This window comes from Actinomadura alba, assembly GCF_014323705.1.
GTDB classification, from domain to species: Bacteria; Actinomycetota; Actinomycetes; order Streptosporangiales; family Streptosporangiaceae; genus Actinomadura_C; species Actinomadura_C alba.
This window is the reverse complement of the sequence record NZ_JABVEC010000051.1, coordinates 15,632-40,747: the sequence shown is the minus strand read 5'-3', so window position 1 is coordinate 40,747 and position 25,116 is coordinate 15,632. Positions and strand designations below refer to the sequence as shown.

Genomic DNA, 25,116 nt, shown 5'->3' with positions numbered 1-25,116 from the left:
AAACGGAAGAACTTCGACATCACCGTGGGCATGCACCTCTGCCGGGGCGACGACCGCAGCGCGTGGACGTCCCAGGGGAGCCACCTCAGCCCCCAGTGCGGCTTCGCCTCGATCGAGAGGGGCAACCTGCTCGCCGTCGACGACGAACGCCGCAGTCCGGAACTCGTCGTCGACACCGCCCAGAGGGTCTGGGGTCGGTTCTCTCCCTCGGCTCCCGGATCGGGCGTCGCGGGATCAGCCGATCGGCGGCACCCGGTCGATCAGCGGTGGGGGACCGGGCGGAGTGCCGTCGCCGAACGGGCGTCCGCCGAGCTGCTCGCGGAAGTGCGGCGTGAGCCATCCGCCCGGGTGCGGGCCCGCGGCGACGACCCGGGCCGGATTGATGGCGGAGTGCACGTAGTAGTAGTGCCGGCGGATGTGGTCGAACTCGACCGTGTCGCCGAAGCCCGGGGTCTGGAACAGGTCGCGCGCGTACGCCCACAGAGCCGGGTACTCGATCAGCTTGCGGATGTTGCACTTGAAGTGGCCGTGGTAGACGGCGTCGAACCGGACCAGCGTCGGGAAGAGGCGGATGTCCGCCTCGGTGATCGTGTCCCCGAGCAGGAACCGCTGCCGGGTCAGCCGGGCCTCCAGCGCGTCGAGCCGCGCGAACAGCGCCGTGACGGCGCGGTCGTAGTTGTCCTGCGCCGGCGCGAAGCCGGCGCGGTAGACCCCGTTGTTCACGTCACGGTAGATGTCCTCGTTGAGGGCGTCGATCTCGTCGCGCAAGGCCTCGGGGTAGAGGTCGGGGGCGTCCTCGCGCCATAGCACGGACCACTCCGACCCGAGGTCGAGGGTGAGCCGGTCGAAGTCGTTGCTCACCAGGTGGCCGGTCGGGACGTCGACGAGCCCGGGGACGCTGACACCACCGTCGTAGTCCGGCTCGCGGGCGAGGTAGGCCTCGCGGAGGGCGTGGATGCCGAGGACGGGGTCGAGGTCGTTCGGGCTGCCGGTCTCGGCGGTGAAGACCCAGTGCGGATCGCCGTCGATGATCTCCTGGACAGGGTCGGTCACCGCCAGCGAGATGGCCTCGTCGAGTCCCATGAGGCGGCGCACGATGACGACCCGGTGCGCCCACGGGCACGCGCGGTTGATGACGAGCCGGTAGCGGCCCGCCTCGATGGGCCAGCCGTGCCGGGCGTCCGCCGTGACCCGGTCGGTGAACCGCATCGGCGTCCGCTCCACCTCACGGGTCGGGATCTGGTTCGCTCTCATGTACGCATCTCCCTCTGCTCGATGTCGGTGACGACGACGCCGGCCGCGGTGTGCGGCAGATCCTTTCATGACCGTCATGAGAAGGTCGCATGACGCCTGCCGCTTCGGTAGCGGAGTGCCGCACGGGAAGGGGCCTTTTCCGTGCGAGAAGGATGCCGGAGGCCGATTCGTCGGCCGAAGGGCTTGGGCCTGAGGCGGAGAAAGAAATCGTCCGGTAGGTGGATACGCCCGACAACATACGGACGCTACCGTTACCTCGCTCTTGACGATCGAATGATGAGACCCTGGGACGAACCATAATGATCGAGGCGAAGAATCTCACCAAACGCTACGGCGACAGGGTCGCCGTACGCGATTTGTCCTTCACGGTCGAGCCCGGCAGGGTGACCGGCTTTCTCGGCCCGAACGGCGCGGGCAAGTCGACCACCATGCGGCTCATCCTCGGCTTGGACCGCCCGCATCAGGGCGACGCGACCATCGGTGGCAAGCACTACCGGGACCTGGGCCAGCCGCTACGGGTCGTCGGCGCGCTGCTCGAGGCCCGCGCCGTGCACACCGGCCGCAGCGCCTACAACCACCTGCTCTGCCTGGCGCAGACCCAGGGCATCCCGAAGAAGCGCGTCGACGAGGTCATCGAGCTGGTCGGCCTGAGCGAGGTCGCGCGCAAGCGCACCGGGGGCTTCTCCCTCGGCATGGGTCAGCGGCTGGGCATCGCGGTGGCCCTGCTCGGGGATCCCTCCGTGCTGATCCTCGACGAGCCCGTCAACGGGCTCGACCCCGAGGGCATCCTGTGGATCAGGAACCTGATGAAGCAGCTGGCGAGCGAGGGACGGACCGTCTTCGTCTCCAGCCATCTGATGAACGAGATGGCGGTGACCGCCGAGCACCTCATCGTCATCGGCCGGGGTCAGTTGATCGCGGACTGCTCGACGGAGGAGTTCATAGAGCGCAGCACCAAGCAGATCGTCGTGGTCCGCAGCCCGGACGCCGAGGGCCTGGTCGGCGCCATCACCGCCGAGGGCGGGACCGCCACGGCGAACGGCGACGGCATGCTGACCGTCACCGACCTCGATGCGGCGCGCGTCGGGCAGCTCGCCGCCGCCGGGGGCTTCGTCCTGCATGAGCTGACCCCCCGCCGGGGTTCGCTGGAAGAGGCGTTCATGGAACTGACCAAGGAGAGCGTCGAGTACGGCACGACCGTGGCCGCCGACGGTCAGGGAGGTGCCCGATGACCGCCGCGACGAGTACCGCTCTCGCGCCCGCGGACGGCCGCAACCGCTTCGACCGGCTTCTGCTCGCCGAGTGGACCAAGATCCGTTCAGTCCGGTCGACCATCTGGTCGCTGATCCTGCTCGTTGTGCTCAGCGTGGGCTTCACCGCGCTGTTCACCGCGCTCACCGCCACGGGCTGGGACGACTTTACCGAGCGGGACCAGGCGTTGATCGCCGGAGATCCCACCAGCATGATCCTCGGCAGCGGGTTCATGCTCGGCCAGCTGACCGTCTGCGTTCTCGGCGTGATGGTCATCGGTTCCGAGTACTCCACCGGAATGATCCGGGCCAGCGTGCTCGCCGCGCCGCGGCGGCTGCCGATGCTCGCCGCCAAGTCGGTGGTGTTCGGGGTGCTCGTCCTCGTGCTCGGGGTGCTCGTCTCGTTCGCCTCGTTCTACCTCGGCGCCGCGATCATCAACGAGAAGGCCCCGGTCTCGATCGGCGACCCGGGCGTGCTCCGCGCCGTCGTGGGCGGCGGGCTGTACATCGCGGTGCTCGGGCTGTTCGCCCTCGCCATCGGCTCGATCGTGCGGCACACGGCCGCGGGCATCACCGGGGTGATCGGGTTCGTGCTCGTGCTGGCCCCGCTGGCGCAGCTGATCCCGGGCCGGGCCGGCGATTACATCCACGCCTACCTGCCGTCGGAGGCCGGTCACCTGATCGCCCAGGCCAAACAGGCCCCGAACGACCTGCTCACCCCGTGGCAGGGGTACGGGGTCTTCTGCCTCTGGACGGCCGCTCTTCTGCTCGTCGCCGCGTTCCTGCTCAAACGCCGCGACGCCTGACCCACCGCAGCCGCCGACGGGCGCCGACGACAGTGATGTCGTCGGCGCCCGCGGCCTTTCCACCGCGGTGTCCTCCGCGTTTCCCTGAGTGTTCTCAATGACCTCCGAGCAGGTGCCGGTCGAGGAAGTCGTTGGTGAACGTGCCGCCCGGATCGAAGTGGCGCACCAGGGCGTGGAAGTCGGGCAGCCGCGGATACCTGGACCGGAGAGCCTCGGGCGGGGTGGTGAAGAGCTTCCCCCAGTGCGGCCGGGCGTCGAAGGGTGCCAGCCGCTCGTCGAGAAGTGAGATGACCGGCAGCACCGCCCCGGTGTCCGGGATCCAGGTGAAGTGCAGCGCGACGGTGTCCCGCCCGTAGGAGGGGCTCATCCAGAGTTCGTCCGCGGCGATGGTGCGGATCTCGGAGATCTGCAGCACCGGTGCCACCCGGTCGCGGATCCCGTTCACCGCGTGCAGGGCGTCGACGGCGTACCGCCGGGGCACGAGGTACTCCGACTGGAGTTCCGCCCCGCTGCTCGGAGTGAAATCGGGCCGGAAGTGCGGCAGCCGTTCGAACCACGGGCCGGGCATGCCCAATTGTTCGGTGCAGTGCACGGCGGACATGCCGGGCACCGGATGCCTTGGGCCGCCGGCCGGCCGCGCCCCGAACCAGTCCTCCTCGTCCGCCGACCGCTCGCCGGGCCGGTCGACGCGGTACTTCACCCACACCTGGTCGATCCGCGCGTCCCGCCAGCCGGTGAACAGGCTGACGCTGTACGCGCGGGAGACCACGTCGGAGAAATGCTGGTCCAGGACCTCGAACGGCAGCCCTTCGTAGACGTGCTGGCGCACGTCGAAGGACGGCGTGATGTCCAGCGTCACGCTGACGACGATCCCGAGGGCGCCGAGCCCGACGACGGCCCCGTGGAACCGGTCGCCGTCCCGGCTCCGGGTGAGCGAGACGAGGTCGCCGTCGGCGGTGACCATGTCCAAGGCCGACACCGCCGTGGCGAGGTTGCCGTTCGTGTCGCCCGAGCCGTGCGTCGCCGTGGCGATCGAGCCGGCCACGGAGATGTGCGGCAGGGACGCGAGGTTGGGCAGGGCATGCCCCTTCTCGTGCAGACGCCGGCCGAGCTCCGCGTAGCGCACGCTCGCGCCGACCGTGACGGTGCCGGCGGCGGCGTCGATCTCCAAGGTGGGGGGCAGCCCGGCGAGCGAGACCAGCGCGCCGGGGGTGTCGGCGATGTCGTTGAAGGAGTGTCCGCTGCCCAGGGCGCGGACCTTCCCGTTCCGCGCGACCAGGCTCTGGACCTCCCGCAGTGACGCCGGGCGGTGAACGCCGTCCGCCCGGAACGCGACGTTGCCCGCCCAGTTCGTCGATCTTCTGGTCACCGGCATCCGCGCCTCTCCTCCACAGTGCCGCGTCGGGACGACCCCGACGCGGCCGGTTCACAGTCGGCGGGACCGCTGTTCGACGCCCGGCACGCCGTACGGGTAGTCGGCCACCTCGGGGGCGCTGACCTCGTCGAGCAGCGCGGTCTGCTCCGCCGACAGACGCAGCCCGGCGACGGCCAGGTTGTCGTCGAGCTGCTCGACGGTGCGGGCGCCCAGGATCACCGAGGTCACCGCCGGGCGATCGGCCACCCACGCCAGCGCCACCCGCGACATCGACACCGACTGCTCTTCGGCCACGCGCCGGACGGCGTCGATGATCCGCCAGGTCCGCTCCTGCGCGTTGCGCGGGCCGTACGCCTCCATGCCGCGCTCGGGGTCCTCGCCCAGCCGGCTCGCTCCGGTCGGTTCCTCGTCGCGCCGGTACTTCCCGGTCAGCCAGCCGCCGGCCAGCGGCGACCACGGCAGTATCCCGATGTTCTCGTTCCGGCAGACGTCGACGAGTTCGAATTCGATGTCGCGGGCGAGCAGGTTGTACTGCGGCTGCAGCGTCACGATCGGAGCGAGACCATGCACCTCGGTGAGAATGGCGGCCTTCTGCAACTGCCAGCCGACGAAGTTGCTCACCCCGATATAGCGGATCTTGCCCGCGCGCACCGCGTCGTCGAAGAACCGCAGGGTCTCCTCGATCGGGGTGATCGGATCCCACGCGTGCGCCTGGTACAAGTCGATGGTGTCCACGCCCAGCCGGCGCAGGCTGGCGTCCAGCGCACGGGACAGGTGGGTACGGGTCAGGCCGCGGTCGTTGGGCCCGTCGCCCATCGCGAACCGGCCCTTGGTGGCGATCACCAGCTGGTCCCGTACGGCCGGCCGCGCCGCCAGCCACCGGCCGACGATCTCCTCGGAGACCCCGTACGAGTAGACGTCCGCGGTGTCGACGAAGTTGCCGCCGCACTCGACGAACCGGTCGAGCTGGGCGTGCGACGTCTTCTCGTCGGTCTCGTCCCCGAACGTCATGGTGCCGAGGCACAGCGTCGAGACCGCGGTGCCGGTGCCGCCGAGAGGGCGGAATTCCATGTGCGCGCCTTCCACCAGAGGATCTGCGACCGCACGGTGCCGAGGTGGCCCGGGTCGTCCTGTTCGATCATTATGGCGGTCTTCGGGAACGGGCCGGGTCGCGGGGCCGCTCCCGCTCAACGACCGTCGGCCGGTACGGCCTCCAACCACGCGACACCAGGGGCATCGATCCCTGAACTCCTATCATTGCCCCGTGCCCACCGATGTGCCCGCGCCAGAGCCCGTGCCCGCCGACGAACTCGAGCCGCCGTTCGCCGCTCCCCGGATCGGCCGGTCCCGTCCGGTGGTGCCGCCGCCCCAGGAGGCGCACGGCTACTGGGCCGGGGCGCCCAGCGCCTGTGTCGTGAACGGGGTGACGTATCTGGCCTACCGGCTGCGCCGGCCGGTCGGGGCCGGCCGCGGGTACGCCATCGTCGTGGCCGCGGCCGCCGACGGAGAGCGCTTCGAGACGCTGACGGTCATCGGCAAGGAGCAGGTTGCGGCCGAGTCGCTGGAGCGGCCGGCGCTGGCGGTGACCGACGACGGGACCTGGCGGCTCTATCTCAGCTGCGCCACGCCCGGTACCAAGCACTGGCGGGTCGAGCTGCTCGAGGCGGCGGACCCCGCGGCCTTTGACCCGGCCCGCTCCAGCGTCGTGCTGCCCGGCAGCTTGAACGTCGGCGTCAAGGACCCGGTGATCCTGCGGCACGGCGGCAAGTGGCATCTATGGGCGTCCTGCCACCCGCTGGCCGATCCCGACCAGGCCGACCGGATGGTGACCGACTACGCCACCAGCGCCGACGGGCTGGACTGGTCCTGGCACGGCACCGTGCTGAGCGGCCGGCCAGGGCAGTGGGACGCGCGGGGCACGCGCGTCGCGGCGGTCGTGCCGCACGAGGGCCGCACCTTCGCCTACTACGACGGCCGCGCCAGTACCGCGGAGAACTACGAGGAGCGCACCGGCCTGGCCGTGGGAACGGGGTTCGGCGTGCTCGTGGCGCAGGGCGGCGGGCCCGTCGCCGCGTCACCGTACGGTCAGCGAGGACTGCGCTACCTGTGCGCGCTGCCGCTGCCCGACGGCGGGTGGCGCCTCTACTACGAGGCGACCCGGGCCGACGGGGCCCATGAGCTGCGTACCGAGCTGCACCCGGGCGCAGGCCAAGCCGGGTAGCCCCCTGCACCCGGGCGCCGGCCGGGGAGGGTGGCTCCCCGCCCCGGGCGCCCGTGGCCGCCGCTCGGGCGCGCTTCGCCCGGCCTCGCGAGCACCGAGGTCGTACGCCCGGATCAACCGATCGGTGGATGCGTTCAGAGCGCGATGGGCGATGCCGCGAGCGGTGGTGCTCCGGGATCGTCGGAGCATGCCAATCATCGAAGTCAACGGCCTGCGCAAGGTCTACGGGGGCCGGGCCGTGGTCGACGGCATCACGTTCGCCGTCGAGGAGGGCGAGATCTTCGGCGTCCTCGGCCCGAACGGCGCGGGGAAGACGACGACCGTCGAGTGCGTCGAGGGGCTGCGCGTCCCCGACGCCGGTGAGGTCCGGGTGGCCGGCCTCGACCCGATCCGCGATCACGACCGGGTCACCCGCTTCCTCGGCGTCCAGCTCCAGCAGAGCGAGCTGCAGGCCAAGCTGACCGTGCGCGAGGCACTCGAGGTCTACAGCGCCTTCTACTCCCGGCCGGCGGACTGGCGGTCCCTGGCCGAGCGGCTCGGTCTCACCGACCGGCTGGACGCCCGGTTCGGCAAGCTGTCCGGTGGGCAGCGGCAGCGGCTGTCCATCGCCCTCGCCCTCATCGGGAACCCCAAGGTGGTCGTGCTGGACGAACTCACCACGGGGCTCGACCCGCGCGCCCGGCGCGAGAGCTGGAAGCTCATCGAGGAGGTACGGGACTCCGGGGTGACAGTGCTCCTCGTCACCCACTTCATGGAAGAGGCGCAGCGGCTGTGCGACCGCGTGGCCGTCATCAACGCGGGCCGGATCGTCGCCCTCGACAGCCCCGCCGGTCTCATCGACCGGTCGGCGAGCGCGGCCGTCGTCTCCTTCATCCCCTCTGAACCGCTCGGCGACGATGAGCTCGCCGCCCTGCCCGCGGTCAAGTCCGTCGAGCGAGGGGACGACGACACTCTGGTCATCAGCGGGACCGACGAGACCGTCAGCGCACTGATGTCCATGCTCGCCCAGCGCCGGATCACCGCCCGGCGGCTCCGCGTCACCGAGGGCACGCTCGACGACGCCTTCCTCGACCTCACCGAGCAGGAGAACTGACATGTCCGCGTCCACCGCCGTCCTGAAGTCCGAGGCCCGCCTGTTCGGCCGCGAGCTCGGCGCCGTCTTCTGGATCGGGGCCTTCCCGACCGCCCTGATGGTGATCCTCGGCCTGATTCCGGCCTTCCGCGAGACATCCCCGGATCTGGACGGCCGCAGGGTCATCGATCTCTACGTCCCCGTGTCGGTGCTCCTCGCCTTGATCATGGCCGGGGTGCAGGCCATGCCGGCCGTGCTCACCGGCTACCGGGAGCGCGGGATCCTGCGGCGCATGTCGACCACACCGGCACGGCCCGCGACACTGCTCATCGCGCAGATCGTCCTGCAGGGCGCCGCGGCCCTGTCCTCGGCGCTGCTCGTCCTGGTCGTGGGCCGGCTCGCGTTCGGGGTCGACCTGCCCGGGCAGCCGGCCGGCTACGCGGTCGCGCTGATTCTCGCGACACTCGGGGCGATCGCCCTGGGTGCGGTCATCTCCGCGGTCTCGCCCACCGTGAAGGCCTCCACCACGATCTCCACGATCGTCTTCTTTCCGATGATGTTCGCCGCGGGCGTGTACGTGCCGGTCCAGGTCATGCCGGACGGCCTGCAGCGCGTCATCGAGTTCACCCCCTTCGGCGCCGCGTCGCAGGCGCTCGATCAGGCGATGGCGGGCGACTGGCCGGACGTTTCGCACCTCGGAGTCCTGGCGCTGTGGACGGTGCTGCTGGTCGGCGCCGCCGCGCGCTGGTTCAAATGGGAGTGACCAGGGAGAATGCTCGTGGCCGTGGACAAGATGACCGTCGAGGAATGGTGGGACCGGTTCTTCCGCTGGGGTCCCTACGCCCTGCTGCTTCTCGGCGCGCTGCTCACGGCCGCCACCGCCCATCTGCTCATGACCCGGGCCGAGATGTACGCCGTCGTGCCGGTCGGCCTGACCGCGCTCGCGCTCCAGCTGTGGTGGAGCCGGCCCGAGCGGCGGCGGCCCGAGGTCAGGCAGCGGCCCGGGGGTGCCACGCCGTCCGAGTACACCGTGGCCGGCCGGGTCTACTACACCGTGCGCCTCGCGCTGGCCTTCGCGCTCACCTGGCTCAACCCGTTCTTCGCCGTCTACGCGGTGCTCGGTTACTTCGACGCCGACCGGCTGATGCCGCGCCCTGCGGCGTACGCGGGAGTGGTCGGAACGGCCGTGACCATGGCGGGTTCGCAGTCCGGGGGGTTGCCGCCGGAGAACGCGGTGCAGTGGGTGGGCTTCGGCGCGCTGTTCGCGCTCAACACCTCGCTGTCCCTCTTCTTCGGGCACCTCGGGTTCCAGGAGGAGCAGAACACCAGGGCGGACGAGGCCACCATCGTGGAGCTGGAGCGGACCAACGCACGGCTGGAACAGGCGCTCCAGGAGAACGCGGCGCTCCACGCCCAGTTGCTCGTCCAGGCCAGGGAGGCCGGTGTCGACGACGAGCGCCGCCGCCTCGCCGCGGAGATCCACGACACCATCGCCCAGGGGCTCGCGGGCATCATCACCCAGCTTCAGGCGGCGGCCGACCAGGAGGACCCGTCGGCCGCCCGCGACCACATCGAGCGGGCCGCGGCCCTCGCCCGGCAGAGTCTTGGTGAGGCCCGCCGCTCAGTGCAGGACCTCGGGCCCGGGGCACTGGAGCACGATGCCCTGCCCGAGGCCCTCAAGAAGATGGCCGAGGCATGGTCGGCGTCGTCGGGCGTCGCCGCCGATTGCACGGTCACCGGCATCGTCGAGCCGTTGCACGACGAGGTCGAGGCCACGCTGCTGCGCGTCGCCCAGGAGTCCCTCGCCAACGCGAGCCGGCACGCCCGCGCCACACGGGTCGGCGTCACCCTCTCGTACATGGACGACGAGGTGAGCCTGGACGTCCGCGACGACGGTCGCGGCTTCGATCCCCTTGCGCCGCCCTACCGGGAGGCCAGCCGGGGCTTCGGCCTCGGTGGCATGCGGATGCGCGTGGAGCGCATCGCCGGGGCCTTCGACATCGAGACCGAACCCGGACGGGGCACCGCCGTCTCCGTTCGCGTACCGTTGGTGCGCTATGGCTGAGCGCACCGTCACCCTGCTCATCGTCGACGACCATCCGGTCGTACGGGACGGGCTGCGCGGCATGTTCGCGTCGTCGTCCGGCTTCGAGGTGCTCGGCGAAGCCGCCAACGGGGCCGAGGGTGTCGCGCTCGCCGCCCGCCTCGATCCGGACGTGGTCCTGATGGACCTGCGGATGCCGGGCGGGGGCGGGGTCGACGCGATCTCGGAACTGATCCGCCGTGGGCTGCGTTGCAAGGTTCTCGTGCTCACCACGTACGACACCGACTCCGACACCCTGCCGGCGATCGAGGCCGGCGCGACGGGCTACCTGCTCAAGGACGCGCCGCGCGACGAGCTCTTCACGGCGGTACGCGCGGCGGCCGAGGGCAGGACGGTGCTGTCTCCGGCCGTCGCCTCCCGGCTGGTCTCGCGGGTGAGGGCACCGGGCAACGAGCCGCTGAGCGGCCGCGAGCGCGAGGTGCTGCGGCTCGTCGCCAAGGGCACGTCGAACCGCGAGATCGCCTCGGTCCTGTTCATCAGCGAGGCGACGGTCAAGACCCACCTCACCCACATCTACGGCAAGCTGGGCGTCAAGGACCGGGCCGCGGCCGTCGCCGTCGCCTACGACCGCGGCATCCTCGGCTGACCCCGCCCGCCGCCTCCACGGGGATCCGGCCGCCTTGCCCGCCACATCGTTTGACAAGGCGCTGACCAGCGGGTCCACTAGAAGTGCCGCACCTCGTTAGGTGAGGCGTATGCGCGGACAAAGGCCACTGACCCGCAACGTCGAGAGACGCCCTGGGTCAGGACAGGTCTCCCCGGCTCAAGGGGTGACCCCAGGTGGCTTCCCGCTTGCGGGATCACGCCGTGCATTGCCAAAGCTCTTACGTGAGGGGTGCGTCCTGCCGTCGTCACCACGTCGTCGACCGTGCGCGGTCCCGGTCCGGCGTGGCATGAGCGCGAGGAGGTGAACGGGATGAGTCCCGGCAGCGATCATCATCATCGCTGGTTCGATTCCGCTTCACCTGGCATGCGTGGCGTACGCCGCCTGCGCTGACCCGCGCCGTCGAGCCGGCCGACCCCGGCCGGACATACCGGCGGTCACGCGTGACGGGTTGCGCAGCGCCGCGGCACGCCGCGGACGGGAGGTCCGTCATGACGATCACCATCACGATTCCGAAGCTGACCCTGCCGGATGGTCTCGCGGGAACGGTGCGGTTGCTGCTCCCGATCGTGGAGCCGGTCGCGCTCGCCTTCGCCGGCGCGTGTGGTGTGGGAATCCCGCTTCAGCTGGGGCTGGGCTTCGGGTTCAAGCTCGCCCGCCGGGCGCTGCGGGGCTGACCGGCCCCACCACGTGACCCGCGTTCCCGACGGCCCGTCGACGGTCGCGCCCGTCCGGGGCGGTACCCCGTCCCTCTGCTGCCTCCGACCCCCGACCGGCGCGAGCCGTACACCGGGGAGAACAACGTCGAGTTGTGGACCAGGCGCGCCAACGTGCTCGTGCGTGTGAGCTTCATGGCAGAGCGTCCCGCCGCGCAGGTACGGGCCGAGGCGGAGACGCTGGTACGCCAGGCGCTCAGCCGCATCCGGCTCGAGTGAGGCAGGGAATCCGCTGAGACGACGGCGGGGGCGGGGGAACGGTTCGCCGAGCCACGGAGTCGTACTCAGTGAGGTCGCCGGTCGGTGAACAGTTGGCTAACGCCAGGATGCGCCGCTGCCGGGCCTACCACCGATGAAGCCACGCCGACCAGCGGAAATCGGCCTGGCGAGGTGCACGGCGCCGTCGGCCCCGAGCGCCACCGGCCTTGGCCGATGTCAGTGGTAGACGAGATCGTGTTCACCGGGACAGACGGGAACCGGTAACGGAGGGCGTCGATGGCCAGAAGGGCGTCCGGAACTGTTGCCGGCGCTGAGCGGGCGTCGCGGGCGACCCGGCTCGCGGCGCCGTGGACGGTCGGCGGTCTAACCGCTGCGGTCACCGGCCTGACCATGTCGCTCGACCTGGTGGAGCTTCCGGTCGCGGCACGGTTCGCCGTGACGGGCGGGGTGACGCTGCTCGCCGGCCTGGTCGCCTGGAGCACCCAGCGGGCGGGCGGGTCGGCCGAGATCGAGGCGGCCGCCGAGGACGCCGGTCACCGGCCGCCCGCTCAGCTGCCCCCGGTCATCGCGCACTTCACCGGCCGCGCGGACTCGCTCGCGGAGCTGCGGCGGCTGTTCGAGGATGCCCACCCGAGAAGGCGCTCACGCGACGACGCGCCGACCGGCGCGCGCGTCGTGTCGATCCACGGCCCGGCCGGGGTGGGCAAGTCGGCGCTCGCCACGCGGTTCGCCCATGAGGTGGCCTCACGGTATCCGGACGGCCAGCTCTACTTCGACCTGCGCGGCGGGGGAGCGTCACGGGTGCGGCCCGAGGAGGTGCTCACCGGCTTCCTGCTCGCACTGGGCGCCCGGCTGACGACCGCTCCCGGTGGCCTCGAGGAACTGCGCAAGCTCTGGTGGACGTGGGTGCGGGGGCGGCGCATCCTCGTCCATCTCGACAACGCGCATGACGCCGAGCAGGTACAGGCGCTGATCCCGCCGGAGCCCGGCTGCGCCGTCCTGGTGACCTCCCGGCAGCCCCTCTACCTGCGCAACACCAACGACCGCCGGCTCCGCGAGTTCACCGAGGCACAGGGCATCGAGCTGCTCACGAGGCTGGCCGGTGACGACCGCGTGTCCGACGACCTCGCCTCGGCCGTCGCGATCGTCGAGCTGTGCGGCCGGCTGCCGCTGGCGATCAGCATCTGCGGTGGACGGCTGGCCGCCCGGGAGAACTGGTCGCTACAGGAGATGGCCGACCGGCTGGCCGACGAGAGGCGCCGGCGGCTGGACGAGCTCGAGGTCGCGCAGCGCATCGACCAGAGCGTCCGGGCCTCTCTGCAGCTCAGCTACGACGACTGCACCGAGACCCAGCGCCGGCTGCTGCGCTCGTTCGGGTTGCTCGCGGCACCCGACGTCCAGGGCTGGGCGGCGGGCGAGCTGCTCGGCGTGTCGGAGCTGGAGGGCGGCGACCTGCTCGAGGCGCTGGTCGACGCGCAGCTGGTCGAACATTCCGGCGTGGACCGTACGGGGGCGACGCGCTATCGGCTGCACGACCTCGTACGGCTCTATGCGCGTGAGCGGGCCGACAAGGAGGACACCGTCGAACACCGGCAGGCGGCCATCGAGCGGGTCCTGGGTGGTTACCGGGAGCGCGCGGAACAGATGGCGGCGGCGCGGTGGCCGCAGGACTGGCATCGCCAGGGCGGCGGGGGCGGCGGATCCCGTGGTGGCACGGTCGCGATGGACTGGCTCACCAGCGAGCGGATGGCGCTGCTCGCCCTGGTGGACCAGGCCACCGGCCTGCGGCTGTGGGCTCTCGTGTGGCGGCTCGGCCGTGCGTCGTGCTCGCTGTTCCATTCCATGCGGGTGTTCTGGACCGAGTGGCGGCACGTCGCCGAGGTCACGTGCGATGCCGCCGGGCGGCTAGGGGATCGCCGCGCGGTCGGCATCGCGCGGCTCGAACGGGCGGCCGTGCTCGGCGGGCTGGGCCAGATCGGCCGGGCGCGGGCCGACGCCAAGGAGGCTCTGGAGATCTTCGAGGAGTCACGTGAACGGTGGTGGGCCGCCCGCGCCCTCCGTACGGTGGGCATGACCCTTCGCGACGAGGGCAATCTCGACGAGGGCCAGCGCTACCTCCTCGACGCGATCGCCGCCTTCCGCGAGGAGGGCGACCAGTGGTGGCACGCGCGCACCCAGCGGAACCTCGGCGAGCTGCGATTGGCGCAACGCCGGTACGACGAGGCCCGTGAACTGCTGGAGCAGGCCCTCGACGTCTTCAAGAGCAACGGCAACGCCTACTCCGAGTCACAGACGCTGCGGGCGCTCGGTGAGGTGCTGGCCGCGGAGGGACGCCATCTGCGCAGGCGCGGCGACCAGCGGGCGGCGGACGCCAAGCACGCCCAGGCGGCGGCGGTCCTCGAACGCGCCGCCGAGAGCTTCCGGGTGCGCTCCGAGCACTGGGAGGAGGCGCGCTGCCTGCGCGCGGCGGGCGAGGTCGGCGACCCCCGGAACGGGTTGCGCGAACTCGCCTTCGTTCGGCGCGCCGAGAACACGCTGGAAGGCCTCGGTGACTCGTGGGGGGTCGCCCGCACGCAACTGTCGGAGGGCCGGGCCCTCGGCCGCCTCGGCCGCGACGCCGACGCGGTCGGCGTCCTGTGGCAGACGGTCGAGAGCTTCCGCCGGCTCGATGATCGCTGGTGGGAGGCGCGCGGCCTGCGCACCCTGGCCGAGGTCCTCCTCGACGCGGGCCGCGCCGAGGAGGCCAGGGAGCCCGCCGCCCAGGCACTGGACATCTACCGCAGTCTCGGCAACGAGGCGGGGGTGAGCCGCGCACGCGACGTGCTCGCGCGGAGCCTGGGTGAGCGGCGGGCCGGCAGGTGAGCCTTCGCCCGGCCTGAGGTGGTTCGCCGGATGTTCACCGGCGCCCAGGTGAGGGAAGTACTCAACGCGGGCAAGGCGTGTTGGCGGGTCAGGTTCTTGAGGCCATCCCGCTGCGGAGCCGAAATCAGGCTGCCGTGATCGGTTACCGGGAGCTGCTGCTGGAGTCGGGGACTGAGCGCAAGGCCATCACGTAGAGGTCGAACGCGGGATTTGTTTCGCCCGCCGTGCCGGGGACGCGGCCGACCCTGCTCCAACCCCAACGCTCGTACATCTGCTGGACGCCACGCTCGTCCGGATTCGTTGCGAGCGTGGCACGCTCCTCGGACCGTGACCCAAGCAGCTCGTCCATGAGGCGTCGGCCAAGCCCTTGGCCTCGGTGCGAGGGGAGCACCGCCAAGTCGATCACGGCGAAGGTACGGCGCCCGGTCTCGGCGGTAAAGTCATCCGAGCGAGACGGCTTGAGACCCTTCCACCATGCAGAGTGCAGGGAGAGCGGCAAGCCGTAGACGAAGCCCACCAACGTTCCTTGCGTGCTGGCTGTGACCGTTTCGAATCCGGCAGACGCGGCCTGTCCCATGGTCCTGTGCTCGTGGTCGCCGAGGTCGTTGCCAGGGAACGCTGCCGCGTAAACGACCTGGATCTCTTCGAAGTGTGCCCGGGTCTGTGCGCCGTCAAGGCGCTGCAGTTCGACGTCGCCCATGGGTCCATGCTGTCTCTTGCGGCGAGAAGAGGCCAGCTGTGAAGTGGGCGTGCCGGATCGATCATCGGTCCCAGCGCGCCCGCCGGGCGGGCCGGCGGTCCCCGCCGCAAGGTGGCCGCCGGGCAGCCCCTTTAGACACACGTACGGGTGATGGCCGGCGCCCAGGGCGGGTTCGTCGGCGGTCCTCGCCCAGGCATGCCCGCGGGCCGATCAGTGATCAACGCGTCGATAAGGTTGCCGGTCATGCAACGTATGACCGGAATGTTGATCGGTGCGACCTTCGGTGCCGTCTTTGTGATCGTCAACGCGCACAGACCGCTGAACGGTGCGGTCGGAGCGGTCCTCCGCGCGCTCGCGATCCTTGCGCTCGTCAGCGTCGTCGGGATGTGGGTCCTCTCGATCAGACGGGCGAGGGCCACCGGTGCCGAGCCGGAGGCCGTTCCCGGGGTGACGAACATGTTCAGCCGGGCTTACTGGCTGATCGTCGCGGCCGAGGTCGTACTGCTCTTCGGTGGGATCGCGTTGCTGGGCGCCTGGGACCGGCCCGAGGAGACCAACGTCGCGTGGGTCGCGGTCGTCGTGGGCGTCCATTTCATCGCACTCGCACCGGTCTGGAAGCACCGCGGAATTCTTCTGCCCGGTGTGATCCTCAGTTTGTTCGGTGTCGCTGGGCTCGTCCTCGCCGCGACGTCCGCCGTCGAGTGGGTGCCCCTCGTCAGTGGCGTGCTTTCCGGAGTGACGCTCATGGCGGGCTGCGTCCACTTCGCCTGGCGGGGGCTGGCGTCCCAGGCCGCGCCGGCCTGAGCGGTGCTCGCCTGAGGGGCCCGGAGAGCGGGCCCCTCAGGTGAGGATCAGCGGGTCGACGGAATGGACGGCTCCGCCGGTACCGCCGGTTCCACCGCGGCGTCGCGATGGGCGAGCCGGCCCGGCCACCAGAACAGCCGGCCCAGGTCCAGCGCGAGAGCGGGCACCATGACCGACCGGACGAGGAAGGTGTCGAGGAGGACGCCGAGAGAGACGAGCAGCCCCATCTCGATGAAGAGCACCAGGGGGAGCGCGCCCAACGAGCCGAAGGTGGCGGCGAGCACGAGACCCGCGCTCGAGATCACTCCGCCGGTCACGGCGAGCCCGCGGAGCACTCCGTCGCGATGGCCGTGGCGGGCCGTCTCCTCCCGGATCCTGGAGACCAGGAAGATGTTGTAGTCGACGCCCAGGGCGACCAGGAACAGGAAGCCCATGAGCGCGACCTGCACGTCGACCGCGGGAAAACCGAGCAGATGGTTGAAGATCAACCAGCTGCCGCCCAGGGCCGTGAAGTACGACAGCACGACCGAGGCGACAAGCAGCAGGGGAGCGACGAGCGACCTGAGCAGCACGATCAGCACCCCGAGGACCACGGCCAGCACGAGCGGGATGACCACCCGCCGGTCATGGCCCTGGGCGCGCGCGATGTCGAGATCCTGGGCGGTGCTGCCGCCGACGCGGGCGTTCGCCTCCGGCACCCCCCGGAGGGCCGTCCGGACGCGATCGACCGAGGCCGCGGCCGCTTGCAAGGGAGATTTGCAAAATGGCCTTGCAGCTCTGTACGACGGGTGAGCCGGACAGAACGGGCCGACGCGAAGCAGGTCGCCGGGGCTGAGCGCCACCGCCGTGCGCCGACCCGGCGGGCCCGGTGGATCGCCGGTCAGCGCACCGCCTGCCGGTACTGCAGGGCGAGGCCGTCGAGCAGGGCCTGGAGGCCGGCCTCGAAGGCGCTCTCGTCGATCTCCCGCTGCCGGTCGGCCAGCAGGTGCGCCTGGTCGAGATGGGGGTACTCGCCGGCGTAGACCTCCGCGTCGTCGGGGAAGCCCCCCGCGAACGAGCCGAGGGCGGAGCCGGTGATGAAGTACCGCATGATGGCCCCGACCCGGGTGGCCTGCGCGCGTGGCCAGCCCGCGTCGACGAGGCCGCCGAACACGGCGTCGGCGAGCCGCAGGGCGTTGGGGCGGCGGCCCGGTCCTTGAGCGAGGGCCGGTACGAGATTGGGGTGGGCGGCGAGCGCGGCGCGGTAGGACCGCGCCCAGTCGCGCAGCGCCGTGCGCCAGTCGCACTCGCCCGCGCCGAGTGCGCGGAACATATCGGTGTCGACCTCACCGAGGACCGTGTCGACGACGGCGTCGAGCAGATCGTCCTTGGTCGTGAAGTGGTTGTAGAGGGACGGCCCGCTGACGCCGAGTTCGGTGGCGAGCCGCCGGGTCGACACCATGTCGAGGCCCTCGGCGTCGACGAGGGCCAGGGCCGCCGCCACGATCCGCTCGCGACTGAGCAGCCGCCGGCGTGGTCGCGCCACGGTGGGTACCTCCCGGGTCGAGGCGGACGGCCGGGCGGCCGTCCGGGGCCGTCCAGTGCCGCGGTGATCAGGACCGGCAGAAAACTTGCACTGCTAGTTTAGCGGAGCTAGCATCAAAACTAACAGCGCTAGTTTAGGGCCGCCCAGCGAGCCGGGGCGCCGCCGCTCACCCCCTTAGCGAGGTAGGCAGATGAACCTGGAGCTGTCCGAGGAGCAGTCCGCCATCCGGCGGCCGGCGGCCGAGTTCGCCGAGCGCGAGATGCTCATCAGCGACATCGCGGTGGACGTCGACGCTCCCGCGAGGAGAACCCCATGAGCCGGTTCACCGGCAAGATCGCAGTCGTCACCGGAGCGGCCCAGGGGATCGGCGCCGCCACCGCCCGCCGCCTCGCCGAGGAGGGCGCCGCCGTCGCGGTGGTCGACCTCACCGCCGATCGCGCCAAGGAGACCGCGGCCGCCATCACGGGCGCGGACACGGGCGCCACCGCGCGGGCGTACGGCTGCGACGTGGCCGACCGGGACGCGGTGGGGGAGCTCTTCACAAGCGTCGCGGACGATCTCGGCTCGCCGCACATTCTGATCAACAACGCCGGCGTCCCCCGTGACGACCTGCTGTTCCGGATGTCGGCCGCCGACTGGGACACCGTGCTCGCCGTCAACCTCACCGGTGCGTTCAACTGCGCGCAGGCGGCGCAGAAGTACATGGTCGGGCAGCGTTACGGCAAGATCGTCTCGTTGAGCAGCCGGTCGGCGCTCGGCAACCGCGGGCAGGCCAACTACGCCGCCGCCAAGGCGGGCATTCAAGGACTCACCGCCACGCTGGCGATCGAACTGGGCCCGTACAACGTCAACGTCAACGCGGTCGCGCCCGGTTATGTCGCCACCGCCATGACCGAGGCCACCGCCGAGCGGGTCGGCCTCAGCGCCGAAGAGCACCAGAGCGCCGCCGCCGAGCGCATTCCGCTCCGGCGGGTCGGGCGCCCCGAGGACATCGCCTCCGTCGTCGCCTTCCTGGCCAGTGACGACGCGTCGTACGTGAGCGGCCAGACCCTCTACGTCAACGGCGGAGCCCGCTGACGTAGAGTCCCCGCCCTTCGCGTCTCACCGTCCACGTCCCACCGTCCGCACCCTGGAGCCGACATGGATTTCTCGCTCTCCGACGAGCAGCAGGCCGTTCGCGACACGGCGCGTGCCTTCATCACCAAGGAGATCATGCCGCTGGAGCAGGAGGTGCTCCGCCGGGAGCGCCTGCACCAGCCCGGTCTCGACCGCTCCGAGCTTCGTGAGCTGCAGCTCAAGGCCAAGGAGTTCGGCTTCTGGGGGCTGTCCACCCCGGAGGAGTACGGCGGGATGGATCTGCCCGCCGTCGTCCAGTCGCTCATCTGGACGGAGATCGGCCGCTCCTGGGTGCCGTTCCGGTTCGGCGGCGAGGCCGACAACATTTTGTACTACGCCGACGAGGAGCAGAGGAAGGAGTACCTCCTGCCCACCATCGCCGGCGACCGCGTCTCCTGCTTCGCCATCACCGAGCCCGATGCGGGCTCCGACGCCGCGAACATCAAGCTCGCCGCCAGGCGCGACGGTGACGACTGGGTCCTGAACGGGGAGAAGACGTTCATCACCAACGGCAACGACGCCGACTTCGCGATCGTCGTCGCCGTCACCGACCGGGAGAAGGGCGTGCGAGGCGGTGGCACCACCGCCTTCCTGGTCGACCGCGACATGGGCTGGACGTCGGAGTTCATCCAGACCATGGGGGAGGGCGGCCCCGCCGCGCTCGTCTTCGACGACGTCCGGGTACCGGCCCGCAACATCCTCGGCGAGATCGGGCAGGGCTTCGAGCTGGGCATGAAGTGGATCGTCAAGGGCCGCTTCACCATCCCGTCCCACGCGATCGGCATCGCCGAGCGGGCACTGGAGATGGCGATCGAGTACGCCCGAACCCGCCAGACGTTCGGCAAGCCGATCGGCGCCAACCAGGCGATTCAGTGGATGATCGCGGACTCGGAGGTGGAGTTGGAGGCCGCGCGCCTGCTCGTGCTGCGCGCCGCCTGGGCCGTCGACCAGAACCTGGACCCACGCCACAGCTCCTCGATGGCGAAGCTGTACGGCGCCGGCATGGTCAACCGGGTCGTCGACCGGGTCATGCAGATTCACGGTGGCATGGGCTACACCCGTGAGCTGCCCATCGAGCGCTGGTACCGGCAGGTGCGGCTCTACCGCATCTTCGAGGGCACCGACGAGATGCAGCGGCTGATCATCTCCCGCGATCTGCTGAAGGGCTACACCAAGCCCGGCCGGATCGGCTGAGGGCGCCGCGACGAGGGTCAGGGTGTGACCCCTATGACCTGAAGAGCGCCGCCCGTGGGCCCATGATGATCCGATCGCCCTTGACCAGCGTGCGCATGATGGCGCGCAGCTTCGGCTTTTCGATCGAGATGCAGCCGGCTGTCGGCATCACGCCGCCGACGTGGAGGAAGATGGCGGAGCCGTGACCATCGACGGCCTCCGGCCGGTTGTAATCGATGACGACGGCCTGCCGGTAGGCGCCCTGCCGCATGATCTGGGAGAGGTCTTCGTCCGTGGAACGGCAGGTCCCGGAGTAGTACTGGTTGTAGTCGCTCTTTCCGGACGTGGAACCCCAGCAGTCGCCACTGCCGCTCAGACGGCGGTACGGAAGGCCCGTGCCGGGGTCGCGGACGCCGAACGCCTCGCTGAGGACGTAGGAGCCGGTCGGGCTCTTGCCGTCTCCCTCGCGCTTCTCGCCGGGCTCGGCGAAACCGTTCCTGCCCGCGCGCCCGCTCGTCACCGACACCTTCTCCCATGAATCGCCCGCCTTCACGCACTCGGTCACGACGACCTTGTTCGATGAGTAGCCGGGGGAGACCGCGAAGACGAGATGCCGCGCCGTGCCCGTGGAGTAGCGCAACTTCCCGTTCCCGGTGTCGGCGCACGGATCGGTCGTGGCCGCCTGAGCCGACGGTGCGGGTACCGCCAGCGCGGCCCCGCCGGCCAGCATGATCGAAATGAGCATTGCCCTGCGACGTGTGTTCAACTGCCCTCCAGACCTCACTGCCGGACCGTGGCCGCGCGCGGGACCCATCGATCGCGCGCGCGGACAGGCGTTTCACCAGGTTAGACGGGGTTTCGCCATGCTCGGGTGGATCGGGCGGAGACCGGTACCAGGGCGGCACATCGCCCACAGCGCGGCACGGCGGCCGGTGCGCTGCCCGGCCCGCGCGACCCGGCAGGCACGAAGCCCATGGCCTAACCAGCTATAACGCGGGGGGCCTTGAAGCGTTCTGCGTGCTCGGCCGTCCACTGTGCGAACGTGCGCGACGGGCGGCCGGTCACCTGCTCGATGGTGTCGACGACGGTTGTGGAGGCATCGTTGGGAGCGGAGTACCAGCCGATGACATATTCGGCGTCCGCCCGGGACACGCCGGTGGCCATCAGCCTGTCGACGGCCTGTTCGTGCGTGATCGAGACGAAAGCGATGTCGCGGCGGATCGCCCGAGACAGGATTGCGATCCGTTCACGCGGGGTCAGCGATTCGGGCCCGGTGAGGTTGTAGGCACGCCCCGCATGGCCATCGTCGAGCAGTGCGACTGCTGCCACTGCCGCTATGTCGGCCTCGTGGACGAGCGCGCTGGGAAAATCGTATGGCTCGCGCACGATCCCCTCGGTCCGAACCGATTCGATCCAGGTCAACGTGTTTGACATGAACTCCTGCGGTTCCAGGCGTGTCCACTCCACACCCGAGTCCGCCACAGCCTGCTCGACCGGCCCCACGCCACCACCCCACACCACGGTGATGCGCCGCACACCCGCACCGACCGCCCGCCGCACCAACTCGGGCCCGACCTCGGCGAGCCCCGCCGTCACCGTGATATGCAACCGGCTGACGCCATCGAGAGCGGCGTCCAACCTCTCCGGTGCCGTGTGCGTGCCGGCCACCAGCTCCACCTCGGCCGGCAACCTTCCCGCGGCCGCAGCCGGATTTCGCGTCAGTGCCCGAACGCGCTCTCCTCGGCGGACCAGCTCTGCCACAACGTGCCGGCCGGTGTTCCCGGTGGCACCCGTAACCAGTGTCGTCACAGTCGAGCTCCTTTTCGTCGTCGACGACCCTAGAAGCTCAAGTGCACTCGAGGTCAAGAAGCCCGCCCGGATCAACCAAGCCCGCACCCTCTGCCCGGAGCGGTGGGGAATTGTCATTCCGGCGTCGGCCGCGAAGCCGGGCACACCACCGGCGCCCGACGAATTTCTCGTGGGCGCCGGTGGTCTCGGTGCTTTCCGGTGCTCAGCGTCCGTGCCCGGAGCGCCCGGAGTCATGGTGTTTGTTGCCGGAGAAGTGCCAGCGGTCGAAGTCGTGGCGGTGCGCATAGTCGGCCGTCACGAGCCGCCATTTGCCGCCCTTCCACTGGTAGAAGCGGTGGCCGTCGAACCGGTAGCGGTCGCCGTGGTCGGTGCTGTACCAGTGGCCGTGTCCGTTGTGGCGGTTCCACCACCGGTGACCGTCCCAGCGATGGCCGCTGTCGCCATTTCGCGTCCCATGGTCGCGGGCGACGGCGGTGGTACCGCTCTGCAATTCGGTGCCGTTCGACGCCGCCGAGGCGGCACCGGCGGTGAAAAGGATTCCGCCCGCGACCGTGAGGGTGGTGGCCGCGGTCGCCAGGTGACGAGTGATCTTACTCATGACCGTGTTTCTCCTTGCTTCGCACGCTGGTCCAGTGGTTCCGGACGATCACGTGCTGAGGTGTTACATGGGCGTTAACTCCCGCTATATGACCCTTAGTCCGAATAATCCTGATATGTGACACTACTCACGAGCGGCGAGCGTGAATGGAAAGCATGTCCTCGTGCTGCCGGTCACAAAGCCCGGCATCGAGCTCGCCGTCGACTCCGGCTGGACCCGACCTCCGCCACCGGCCGGCCAGGACCAGCAGCACCAGCGACGCGGCGGCCACTCCGGCGCCCAGTGCCAGCCCGCCGGCCGCCTGCTGGTCGCGCAGGGGCGGGAGCCCCCAGTCACGTCCGAGCGCCGCGTACCAGTCCGGTGCGAGCACGCCTTCGGACCTCATGAGGCCGATGCCGAAGACGGCGTGCAACGGCAACATGGCCAACGCCAGGAGGAATCGCGTCACTGCGGCCGGCCGGTGCGGAGCCGTGCGTCCGATGATGGGCCACAGGTACAGCAGGCCCGTCACGACGAAGAACAGCATGGTGAGCGAGTGGACGGCGTGGTCGCGCAAGGACGCCTCGAACAGCGGCGAGCGGTAGAAGCCGTACAGGCCGGCGACGAACACCGGCAACGCCACCAGAGGATGGGCGAGGAACCGTATCGTCCTGCTGCGCACCGCGGCCGCCGGCAGTTCGCGCGGGCTCACGCCCGTGCCGGCCCGGCCCGGGTGAAGGGCCCGCAGGGCGAGCGTGACGGGGGCGCCGAGCAGCAACGCGATCGGTGCCAGCGCGCTGAGCGCCATGTGCTGTGCCATGTGCGCGCTGAACAGCACCATGCTGTACCTGCCCAGGCCACCGCAGGTCGCGATCAGCACGATCGCCAGGCCGGCGTACCACGCGACGGTTCGGGCGATGGGCCAGCCGCCGCCCTCGCGGCGCAACCGGAGCACCGCCGCGCCGTACAGCACCGCCCCGATGAGCACCAGCGTCAGGAACAGCGGATCGACCCACCAGTCCAGCGCGTACGCCCGAGGGCCGGGTGGCCCCGGGAGCGGGAAGCCCAGCAGGACGGCCGCGCTGGTCTCCAGCGGCAGGTCGGCGGGCGGCGGAGGCGTCCGCGACAGGCCGGTCGCGAGCGCGAACACGGCCGCCATGACGATGATCTCCACGGCGGCGAGCCGGACGAAGGCGCCGACGCGTCGCCGGTCCCGCAGTGCCGGGATGCTGGAACGGCGGTGCCACCAGCCCAGTACGGCCAGGGCCGCGAGCGCCGCGGCCTTGACCACCACCAGCACGCCGTAGCGCGAGCCCAGGTGCGGGCCGCCGAGCCGAATCCAGGCGTTGATCAGGCCGGTCGCCCCGACCGCGGCGAAGCACACCAGGGCGAGCCGGCTGTACCGGGGAACGATCTCGGGCAGGACGGCCGTCCGCGCTCCGATCGCGAGCAGCACGACCAGCCCGCCCACCCAGGTGGCCGCGCCGACGACATGAACCGCCAGGCTGAAGACGGCCAGTGAGTGTGCACCCGTGGACATCGAGTGGCCGGTGAAGACCGGTGGCAGCAGGGCGAGCATCGCGAGGATCAGCAGGTGGCCGGCTCCGCCGAGGGTGCGAATCCGGCCGGCCGCGACGGACAGGACGGCGGCGAGGGCGGTGACGGCCAGCAACGCCCGGCCCTGGGACAGGTCGGTCAGGTAGCCGAGCAGGTCGCCGCCCCCCGCCAGCGCGGTGACGGGCACGCCCAGCAACTCCGAGGCGGAGAAGGCCGCCAGCCCGAGCGCCGACACGGCCCAGGTGACCGCGCTCAGCGAGGCGGCGCGCGCGCAACGCCGTCCGGCATCGGACAGCTCACGCCCGTCGGGCGGGAGGAGGACCACGGCCATCAGCAGCCAGCCCACGGTGATGGCACCGGCCACGTTCATGGTGAGCCTGGCGATCGGCGACCCGACGGTCGTGAAGTATCCCGCCTGCCTCAGCGTCGGCACATTGGGGCGGAAGGCACCACCGAACCGCAGGACGACGGCCAGTGACAGCAGCGCGACGGCGGTGGCGCCCAGAACCGGAAGCGTGCGGTCCGGTGGGGTGCGGTCCGGCGGCGGATCCGGCGGGGTGCGACCCGGCGGTGTCCGATCCGGTTCGGGTGAGCCGTGCTCGCGTCGGCGCTCAGTCATCATGGCGCCGCCTCCGGATCGCCGTCACGGACGCGGCCGGCAGCGCCACCGCCACACCGCCCAGGACCACCAGCGCGACCCACGACGATCCGGTCGAGGGACCCTCGTCCGGATTCCCGGTCGCCACCGGTGTGGCCGCGGCCGCGTCGGCCGTCGGGGGGGTCGGGGAAGCGGGTCCCGACGGGATCGCGGGTCTGAAGGTGAACCGCCGCGACCCGGAGATCACATGCCCGTCCGCCGACACGGTGCGGTACGCCACCACGTACCGGCCGGGCCGTGGCAACGGCCGGAGCCGCTGCCGCACCACCGCCCCGTCGACCGCGGGATCGCCCGTAGCCGCCTGCCCGCCACCCGGCCCGGTCACCCTGACGTCGGTGTAACGGCGATTCACCGGCTGGTCGAAGGTGAGCACGACGACCGGGGGCATGGACGTCTGGACCGACCCGTCTCCCGGCGTGATGCTCTTCAGCGTGGCGTGCGCCATCGCCGGGCCCGCGGAAAGGACCACCGCCGCACCGGCCGCGATCAACGCCGCCGGCGCGGTCGCCGCGCGCACCCGCCGCCGTGGCCGGCCGCGGGCTCCGCCGTACCGGCCGGGACGGTCCGGATCGCCGCCGGCACCACACCGGCCGGCGGAAAGCCAGCCGTGCACAAGGCACCTCCAGATCACCGGGCACGCGGGCAGGGCGGCCGAGCCCGCCTCTCCCCTCAGGGGGTACGGGCGGCGACGGGCGATGTGTTCAATGAACTTGG

Annotated in this window: 24 protein-coding genes and 1 riboswitch; of the genes, 13 read left to right on the top strand and 11 right to left on the bottom strand. The window is 70.9% G+C overall.

All coding sequences use genetic code 11. The features are described from left to right. Positions 1 to 234: 234 nt before the first annotated feature. Positions 235 to 1,254, bottom strand: a complete 1,020-nt coding sequence (locus tag HKK74_RS36325; RefSeq protein WP_187247957.1) for a glutathione S-transferase family protein — start codon at positions 1,252 to 1,254, stop codon at positions 235 to 237. A gap of 299 nt (positions 1,255 to 1,553) precedes the next feature. Here HKK74_RS36325 and HKK74_RS36320 point away from each other — a divergent pair, with 299 nt between their 5' ends. Both HKK74_RS36320 and HKK74_RS36315 read left to right on the top strand, forming a co-directional pair. Then, a complete protein-coding gene (locus HKK74_RS36320; protein ID WP_187247956.1) occupies positions 1,554 to 2,486 on the top strand; it encodes an ABC transporter ATP-binding protein in 933 nt (310 codons plus the stop codon). After that, the gene (locus HKK74_RS36315) at positions 2,483 to 3,310 is read left to right on the top strand and encodes an ABC transporter permease (protein WP_187247955.1); all 828 of its coding nucleotides are present in this window, start codon (positions 2,483 to 2,485) and stop codon (positions 3,308 to 3,310) included. The genes HKK74_RS36320 and HKK74_RS36315 overlap by 4 nt, the downstream gene beginning before the upstream one ends. A gap of 94 nt (positions 3,311 to 3,404) precedes the next feature. Here HKK74_RS36315 and HKK74_RS36310 read toward each other — a convergent pair whose 3' ends face one another. Together HKK74_RS36310 and HKK74_RS36305 are read right to left on the bottom strand one after the other, a co-directional pair. Further along, a complete protein-coding gene (locus tag HKK74_RS36310; protein ID WP_187247954.1) occupies positions 3,405 to 4,685 on the bottom strand; it encodes an FAD-binding protein in 1,281 nt (426 codons plus the stop codon). 51 nt (positions 4,686 to 4,736) lie between these two features. Then, positions 4,737 to 5,756: an aldo/keto reductase gene (locus HKK74_RS36305; protein ID WP_187247953.1), complete on the bottom strand. Its 1,020-nt coding sequence runs from the start codon at positions 5,754 to 5,756 to the stop codon at positions 4,737 to 4,739. A 193-nt stretch (positions 5,757 to 5,949) separates the two neighbouring features. On the opposite strand from HKK74_RS36305, the gene HKK74_RS36300 reads away from it, so the two are divergent. The 7 genes from HKK74_RS36300 (at position 5,950) to HKK74_RS36270 (ending at position 14,483) form a co-directional block, all read left to right on the top strand. Further along, entirely contained in the window at positions 5,950 to 6,906 is a 957-nt protein-coding gene (locus tag HKK74_RS36300) for a glycoside hydrolase family protein (protein ID WP_246492340.1), read from the top strand. A gap of 187 nt (positions 6,907 to 7,093) precedes the next feature. Further along, entirely contained in the window at positions 7,094 to 7,999 is a 906-nt protein-coding gene (locus HKK74_RS36295) for an ABC transporter ATP-binding protein (RefSeq protein ID WP_187247952.1), read from the top strand. Between the two features lies 1 nt (position 8,000). After that, a complete protein-coding gene (locus HKK74_RS36290) occupies positions 8,001 to 8,741 on the top strand; it encodes an ABC transporter permease (RefSeq protein ID WP_187247951.1) in 741 nt (246 codons plus the stop codon). 15 nt (positions 8,742 to 8,756) lie between these two features. Then, complete coding sequence (locus tag HKK74_RS36285) at positions 8,757 to 10,043, top strand: sensor histidine kinase (RefSeq protein WP_312882143.1); 1,287 nt, start codon at positions 8,757 to 8,759, stop codon at positions 10,041 to 10,043. Continuing rightward, positions 10,036 to 10,668 (top strand): response regulator, encoded by a 633-nt coding sequence (locus HKK74_RS36280; protein WP_187247950.1) that lies wholly within the window; start codon positions 10,036 to 10,038, stop codon positions 10,666 to 10,668. The genes HKK74_RS36285 and HKK74_RS36280 overlap by 8 nt, the downstream gene beginning before the upstream one ends. Positions 10,669 to 10,753: 85 nt before the next feature. Next, positions 10,754 to 10,924: riboswitch (M-box (ykoK) riboswitch) on the top strand. A 253-nt stretch (positions 10,925 to 11,177) separates the two neighbouring features. Then, positions 11,178 to 11,363: a hypothetical protein gene (locus HKK74_RS36275; RefSeq protein ID WP_187247949.1), complete on the top strand. Its 186-nt coding sequence runs from the start codon at positions 11,178 to 11,180 to the stop codon at positions 11,361 to 11,363. A 534-nt stretch (positions 11,364 to 11,897) separates the two neighbouring features. Then, on the top strand, positions 11,898 to 14,483 hold the full coding sequence (locus HKK74_RS36270; RefSeq protein WP_187247948.1) for an ATP-binding protein: 2,586 nt from the start codon (positions 11,898 to 11,900) through the stop codon (positions 14,481 to 14,483). A gap of 142 nt (positions 14,484 to 14,625) precedes the next feature. Here the strand turns inward: HKK74_RS36270 and HKK74_RS36265 are convergent, their stop codons facing one another. Then, the gene (locus tag HKK74_RS36265; RefSeq protein WP_187247947.1) at positions 14,626 to 15,183 is read right to left on the bottom strand and encodes a GNAT family N-acetyltransferase; all 558 of its coding nucleotides are present in this window, start codon (positions 15,181 to 15,183) and stop codon (positions 14,626 to 14,628) included. A gap of 243 nt (positions 15,184 to 15,426) precedes the next feature. On the opposite strand from HKK74_RS36265, the gene HKK74_RS36260 reads away from it, so the two are divergent. Next, the gene (locus HKK74_RS36260; RefSeq protein ID WP_187247946.1) at positions 15,427 to 15,987 is read left to right on the top strand and encodes a hypothetical protein; all 561 of its coding nucleotides are present in this window, start codon (positions 15,427 to 15,429) and stop codon (positions 15,985 to 15,987) included. Positions 15,988 to 16,034: 47 nt separating this feature from the next. Here the strand turns inward: HKK74_RS36260 and HKK74_RS36255 are convergent, their stop codons facing one another. Both HKK74_RS36255 and HKK74_RS36250 read right to left on the bottom strand, forming a co-directional pair. Further along, the gene (locus tag HKK74_RS36255; RefSeq protein WP_312882141.1) at positions 16,035 to 16,829 is read right to left on the bottom strand and encodes an MMPL family transporter; all 795 of its coding nucleotides are present in this window, start codon (positions 16,827 to 16,829) and stop codon (positions 16,035 to 16,037) included. A 38-nt stretch (positions 16,830 to 16,867) separates the two neighbouring features. Further along, positions 16,868 to 17,512: a TetR/AcrR family transcriptional regulator gene (locus HKK74_RS36250; protein ID WP_187247945.1), complete on the bottom strand. Its 645-nt coding sequence runs from the start codon at positions 17,510 to 17,512 to the stop codon at positions 16,868 to 16,870. A 190-nt stretch (positions 17,513 to 17,702) separates the two neighbouring features. On the opposite strand from HKK74_RS36250, the gene HKK74_RS41175 reads away from it, so the two are divergent. The 3 genes from HKK74_RS41175 to HKK74_RS36240 all read left to right on the top strand — a co-directional run bounded on the left by HKK74_RS41175 (position 17,703) and on the right by HKK74_RS36240 (position 19,822). Next, complete coding sequence (locus HKK74_RS41175) at positions 17,703 to 17,828, top strand: hypothetical protein (RefSeq protein ID WP_281398191.1); 126 nt, start codon at positions 17,703 to 17,705, stop codon at positions 17,826 to 17,828. Then, positions 17,825 to 18,589: a 3-oxoacyl-ACP reductase FabG gene (gene fabG / locus HKK74_RS36245; protein ID WP_187247944.1), complete on the top strand. Its 765-nt coding sequence runs from the start codon at positions 17,825 to 17,827 to the stop codon at positions 18,587 to 18,589. Before HKK74_RS41175 ends, fabG begins: the two co-directional genes overlap by 4 nt. A gap of 63 nt (positions 18,590 to 18,652) precedes the next feature. Next, on the top strand, positions 18,653 to 19,822 hold the full coding sequence (locus HKK74_RS36240) for an acyl-CoA dehydrogenase family protein (protein WP_187247943.1): 1,170 nt from the start codon (positions 18,653 to 18,655) through the stop codon (positions 19,820 to 19,822). A 31-nt stretch (positions 19,823 to 19,853) separates the two neighbouring features. Here HKK74_RS36240 and HKK74_RS36235 read toward each other — a convergent pair whose 3' ends face one another. The 5 genes from HKK74_RS36235 to HKK74_RS36215 all read right to left on the bottom strand — a co-directional run bounded on the left by HKK74_RS36235 (position 19,854) and on the right by HKK74_RS36215 (position 25,015). After that, positions 19,854 to 20,567, bottom strand: coding sequence for a L,D-transpeptidase family protein (locus HKK74_RS36235; protein WP_222723176.1), 714 nt, complete (start codon positions 20,565 to 20,567; stop codon positions 19,854 to 19,856). A gap of 212 nt (positions 20,568 to 20,779) precedes the next feature. After that, positions 20,780 to 21,610 carry an NmrA family NAD(P)-binding protein gene (locus HKK74_RS36230; RefSeq protein ID WP_187247963.1) on the bottom strand — a complete coding sequence of 277 codons (831 nt, stop codon included), beginning with the start codon at positions 21,608 to 21,610 and terminating at the stop codon, positions 20,780 to 20,782. A 202-nt stretch (positions 21,611 to 21,812) separates the two neighbouring features. Continuing rightward, positions 21,813 to 22,208 (bottom strand): hypothetical protein, encoded by a 396-nt coding sequence (locus tag HKK74_RS36225; RefSeq protein ID WP_187247941.1) that lies wholly within the window; start codon positions 22,206 to 22,208, stop codon positions 21,813 to 21,815. A 127-nt stretch (positions 22,209 to 22,335) separates the two neighbouring features. Next, positions 22,336 to 24,366, bottom strand: a complete 2,031-nt coding sequence (locus tag HKK74_RS36220) for a bifunctional copper resistance protein CopD/cytochrome c oxidase assembly protein (RefSeq protein WP_187247940.1) — start codon at positions 24,364 to 24,366, stop codon at positions 22,336 to 22,338. After that, entirely contained in the window at positions 24,356 to 25,015 is a 660-nt protein-coding gene (locus HKK74_RS36215) for a copper resistance CopC family protein (RefSeq protein ID WP_187247939.1), read from the bottom strand. Before HKK74_RS36215 ends, HKK74_RS36220 begins: the two co-directional genes overlap by 11 nt. Positions 25,016 to 25,116 lie beyond the last annotated feature (101 nt).

What these genes read in the sequence shown, in the direction of transcription:
- HKK74_RS36325 (WP_187247957.1), bottom strand. Translation starts at nt 1,254, where the DNA reads ATGAGAGCGAACCAGATCCCGACCCGTGAGGTGGAGCGGACGCCGATG.
- HKK74_RS36320 (WP_187247956.1), top strand. Translation starts at nt 1,554, where the DNA reads ATGATCGAGGCGAAGAATCTCACCAAACGCTACGGCGACAGGGTCGCC.
- HKK74_RS36315 (WP_187247955.1), top strand. Translation starts at nt 2,483, where the DNA reads ATGACCGCCGCGACGAGTACCGCTCTCGCGCCCGCGGACGGCCGCAAC.
- HKK74_RS36310 (WP_187247954.1), bottom strand. Translation starts at nt 4,685, where the DNA reads ATGCCGGTGACCAGAAGATCGACGAACTGGGCGGGCAACGTCGCGTTC.
- HKK74_RS36305 (WP_187247953.1), bottom strand. Translation starts at nt 5,756, where the DNA reads ATGGAATTCCGCCCTCTCGGCGGCACCGGCACCGCGGTCTCGACGCTG.
- HKK74_RS36295 (WP_187247952.1), top strand. Translation starts at nt 7,094, where the DNA reads ATGCCAATCATCGAAGTCAACGGCCTGCGCAAGGTCTACGGGGGCCGG.
- HKK74_RS36290 (WP_187247951.1), top strand. Translation starts at nt 8,001, where the DNA reads ATGTCCGCGTCCACCGCCGTCCTGAAGTCCGAGGCCCGCCTGTTCGGC.
- HKK74_RS36280 (WP_187247950.1), top strand. Translation starts at nt 10,036, where the DNA reads ATGGCTGAGCGCACCGTCACCCTGCTCATCGTCGACGACCATCCGGTC.
- HKK74_RS36275 (WP_187247949.1), top strand. Translation starts at nt 11,178, where the DNA reads ATGACGATCACCATCACGATTCCGAAGCTGACCCTGCCGGATGGTCTC.
- HKK74_RS36270 (WP_187247948.1), top strand. Translation starts at nt 11,898, where the DNA reads ATGGCCAGAAGGGCGTCCGGAACTGTTGCCGGCGCTGAGCGGGCGTCG.
- HKK74_RS36265 (WP_187247947.1), bottom strand. Translation starts at nt 15,183, where the DNA reads ATGGGCGACGTCGAACTGCAGCGCCTTGACGGCGCACAGACCCGGGCA.
- HKK74_RS36260 (WP_187247946.1), top strand. Translation starts at nt 15,427, where the DNA reads ATGCAACGTATGACCGGAATGTTGATCGGTGCGACCTTCGGTGCCGTC.
- HKK74_RS41175 (WP_281398191.1), top strand. Translation starts at nt 17,703, where the DNA reads ATGAACCTGGAGCTGTCCGAGGAGCAGTCCGCCATCCGGCGGCCGGCG.
- fabG (WP_187247944.1), top strand. Translation starts at nt 17,825, where the DNA reads ATGAGCCGGTTCACCGGCAAGATCGCAGTCGTCACCGGAGCGGCCCAG.
- HKK74_RS36240 (WP_187247943.1), top strand. Translation starts at nt 18,653, where the DNA reads ATGGATTTCTCGCTCTCCGACGAGCAGCAGGCCGTTCGCGACACGGCG.
- HKK74_RS36225 (WP_187247941.1), bottom strand. Translation starts at nt 22,208, where the DNA reads ATGAGTAAGATCACTCGTCACCTGGCGACCGCGGCCACCACCCTCACG.
- HKK74_RS36220 (WP_187247940.1), bottom strand. Translation starts at nt 24,366, where the DNA reads ATGATGACTGAGCGCCGACGCGAGCACGGCTCACCCGAACCGGATCGG.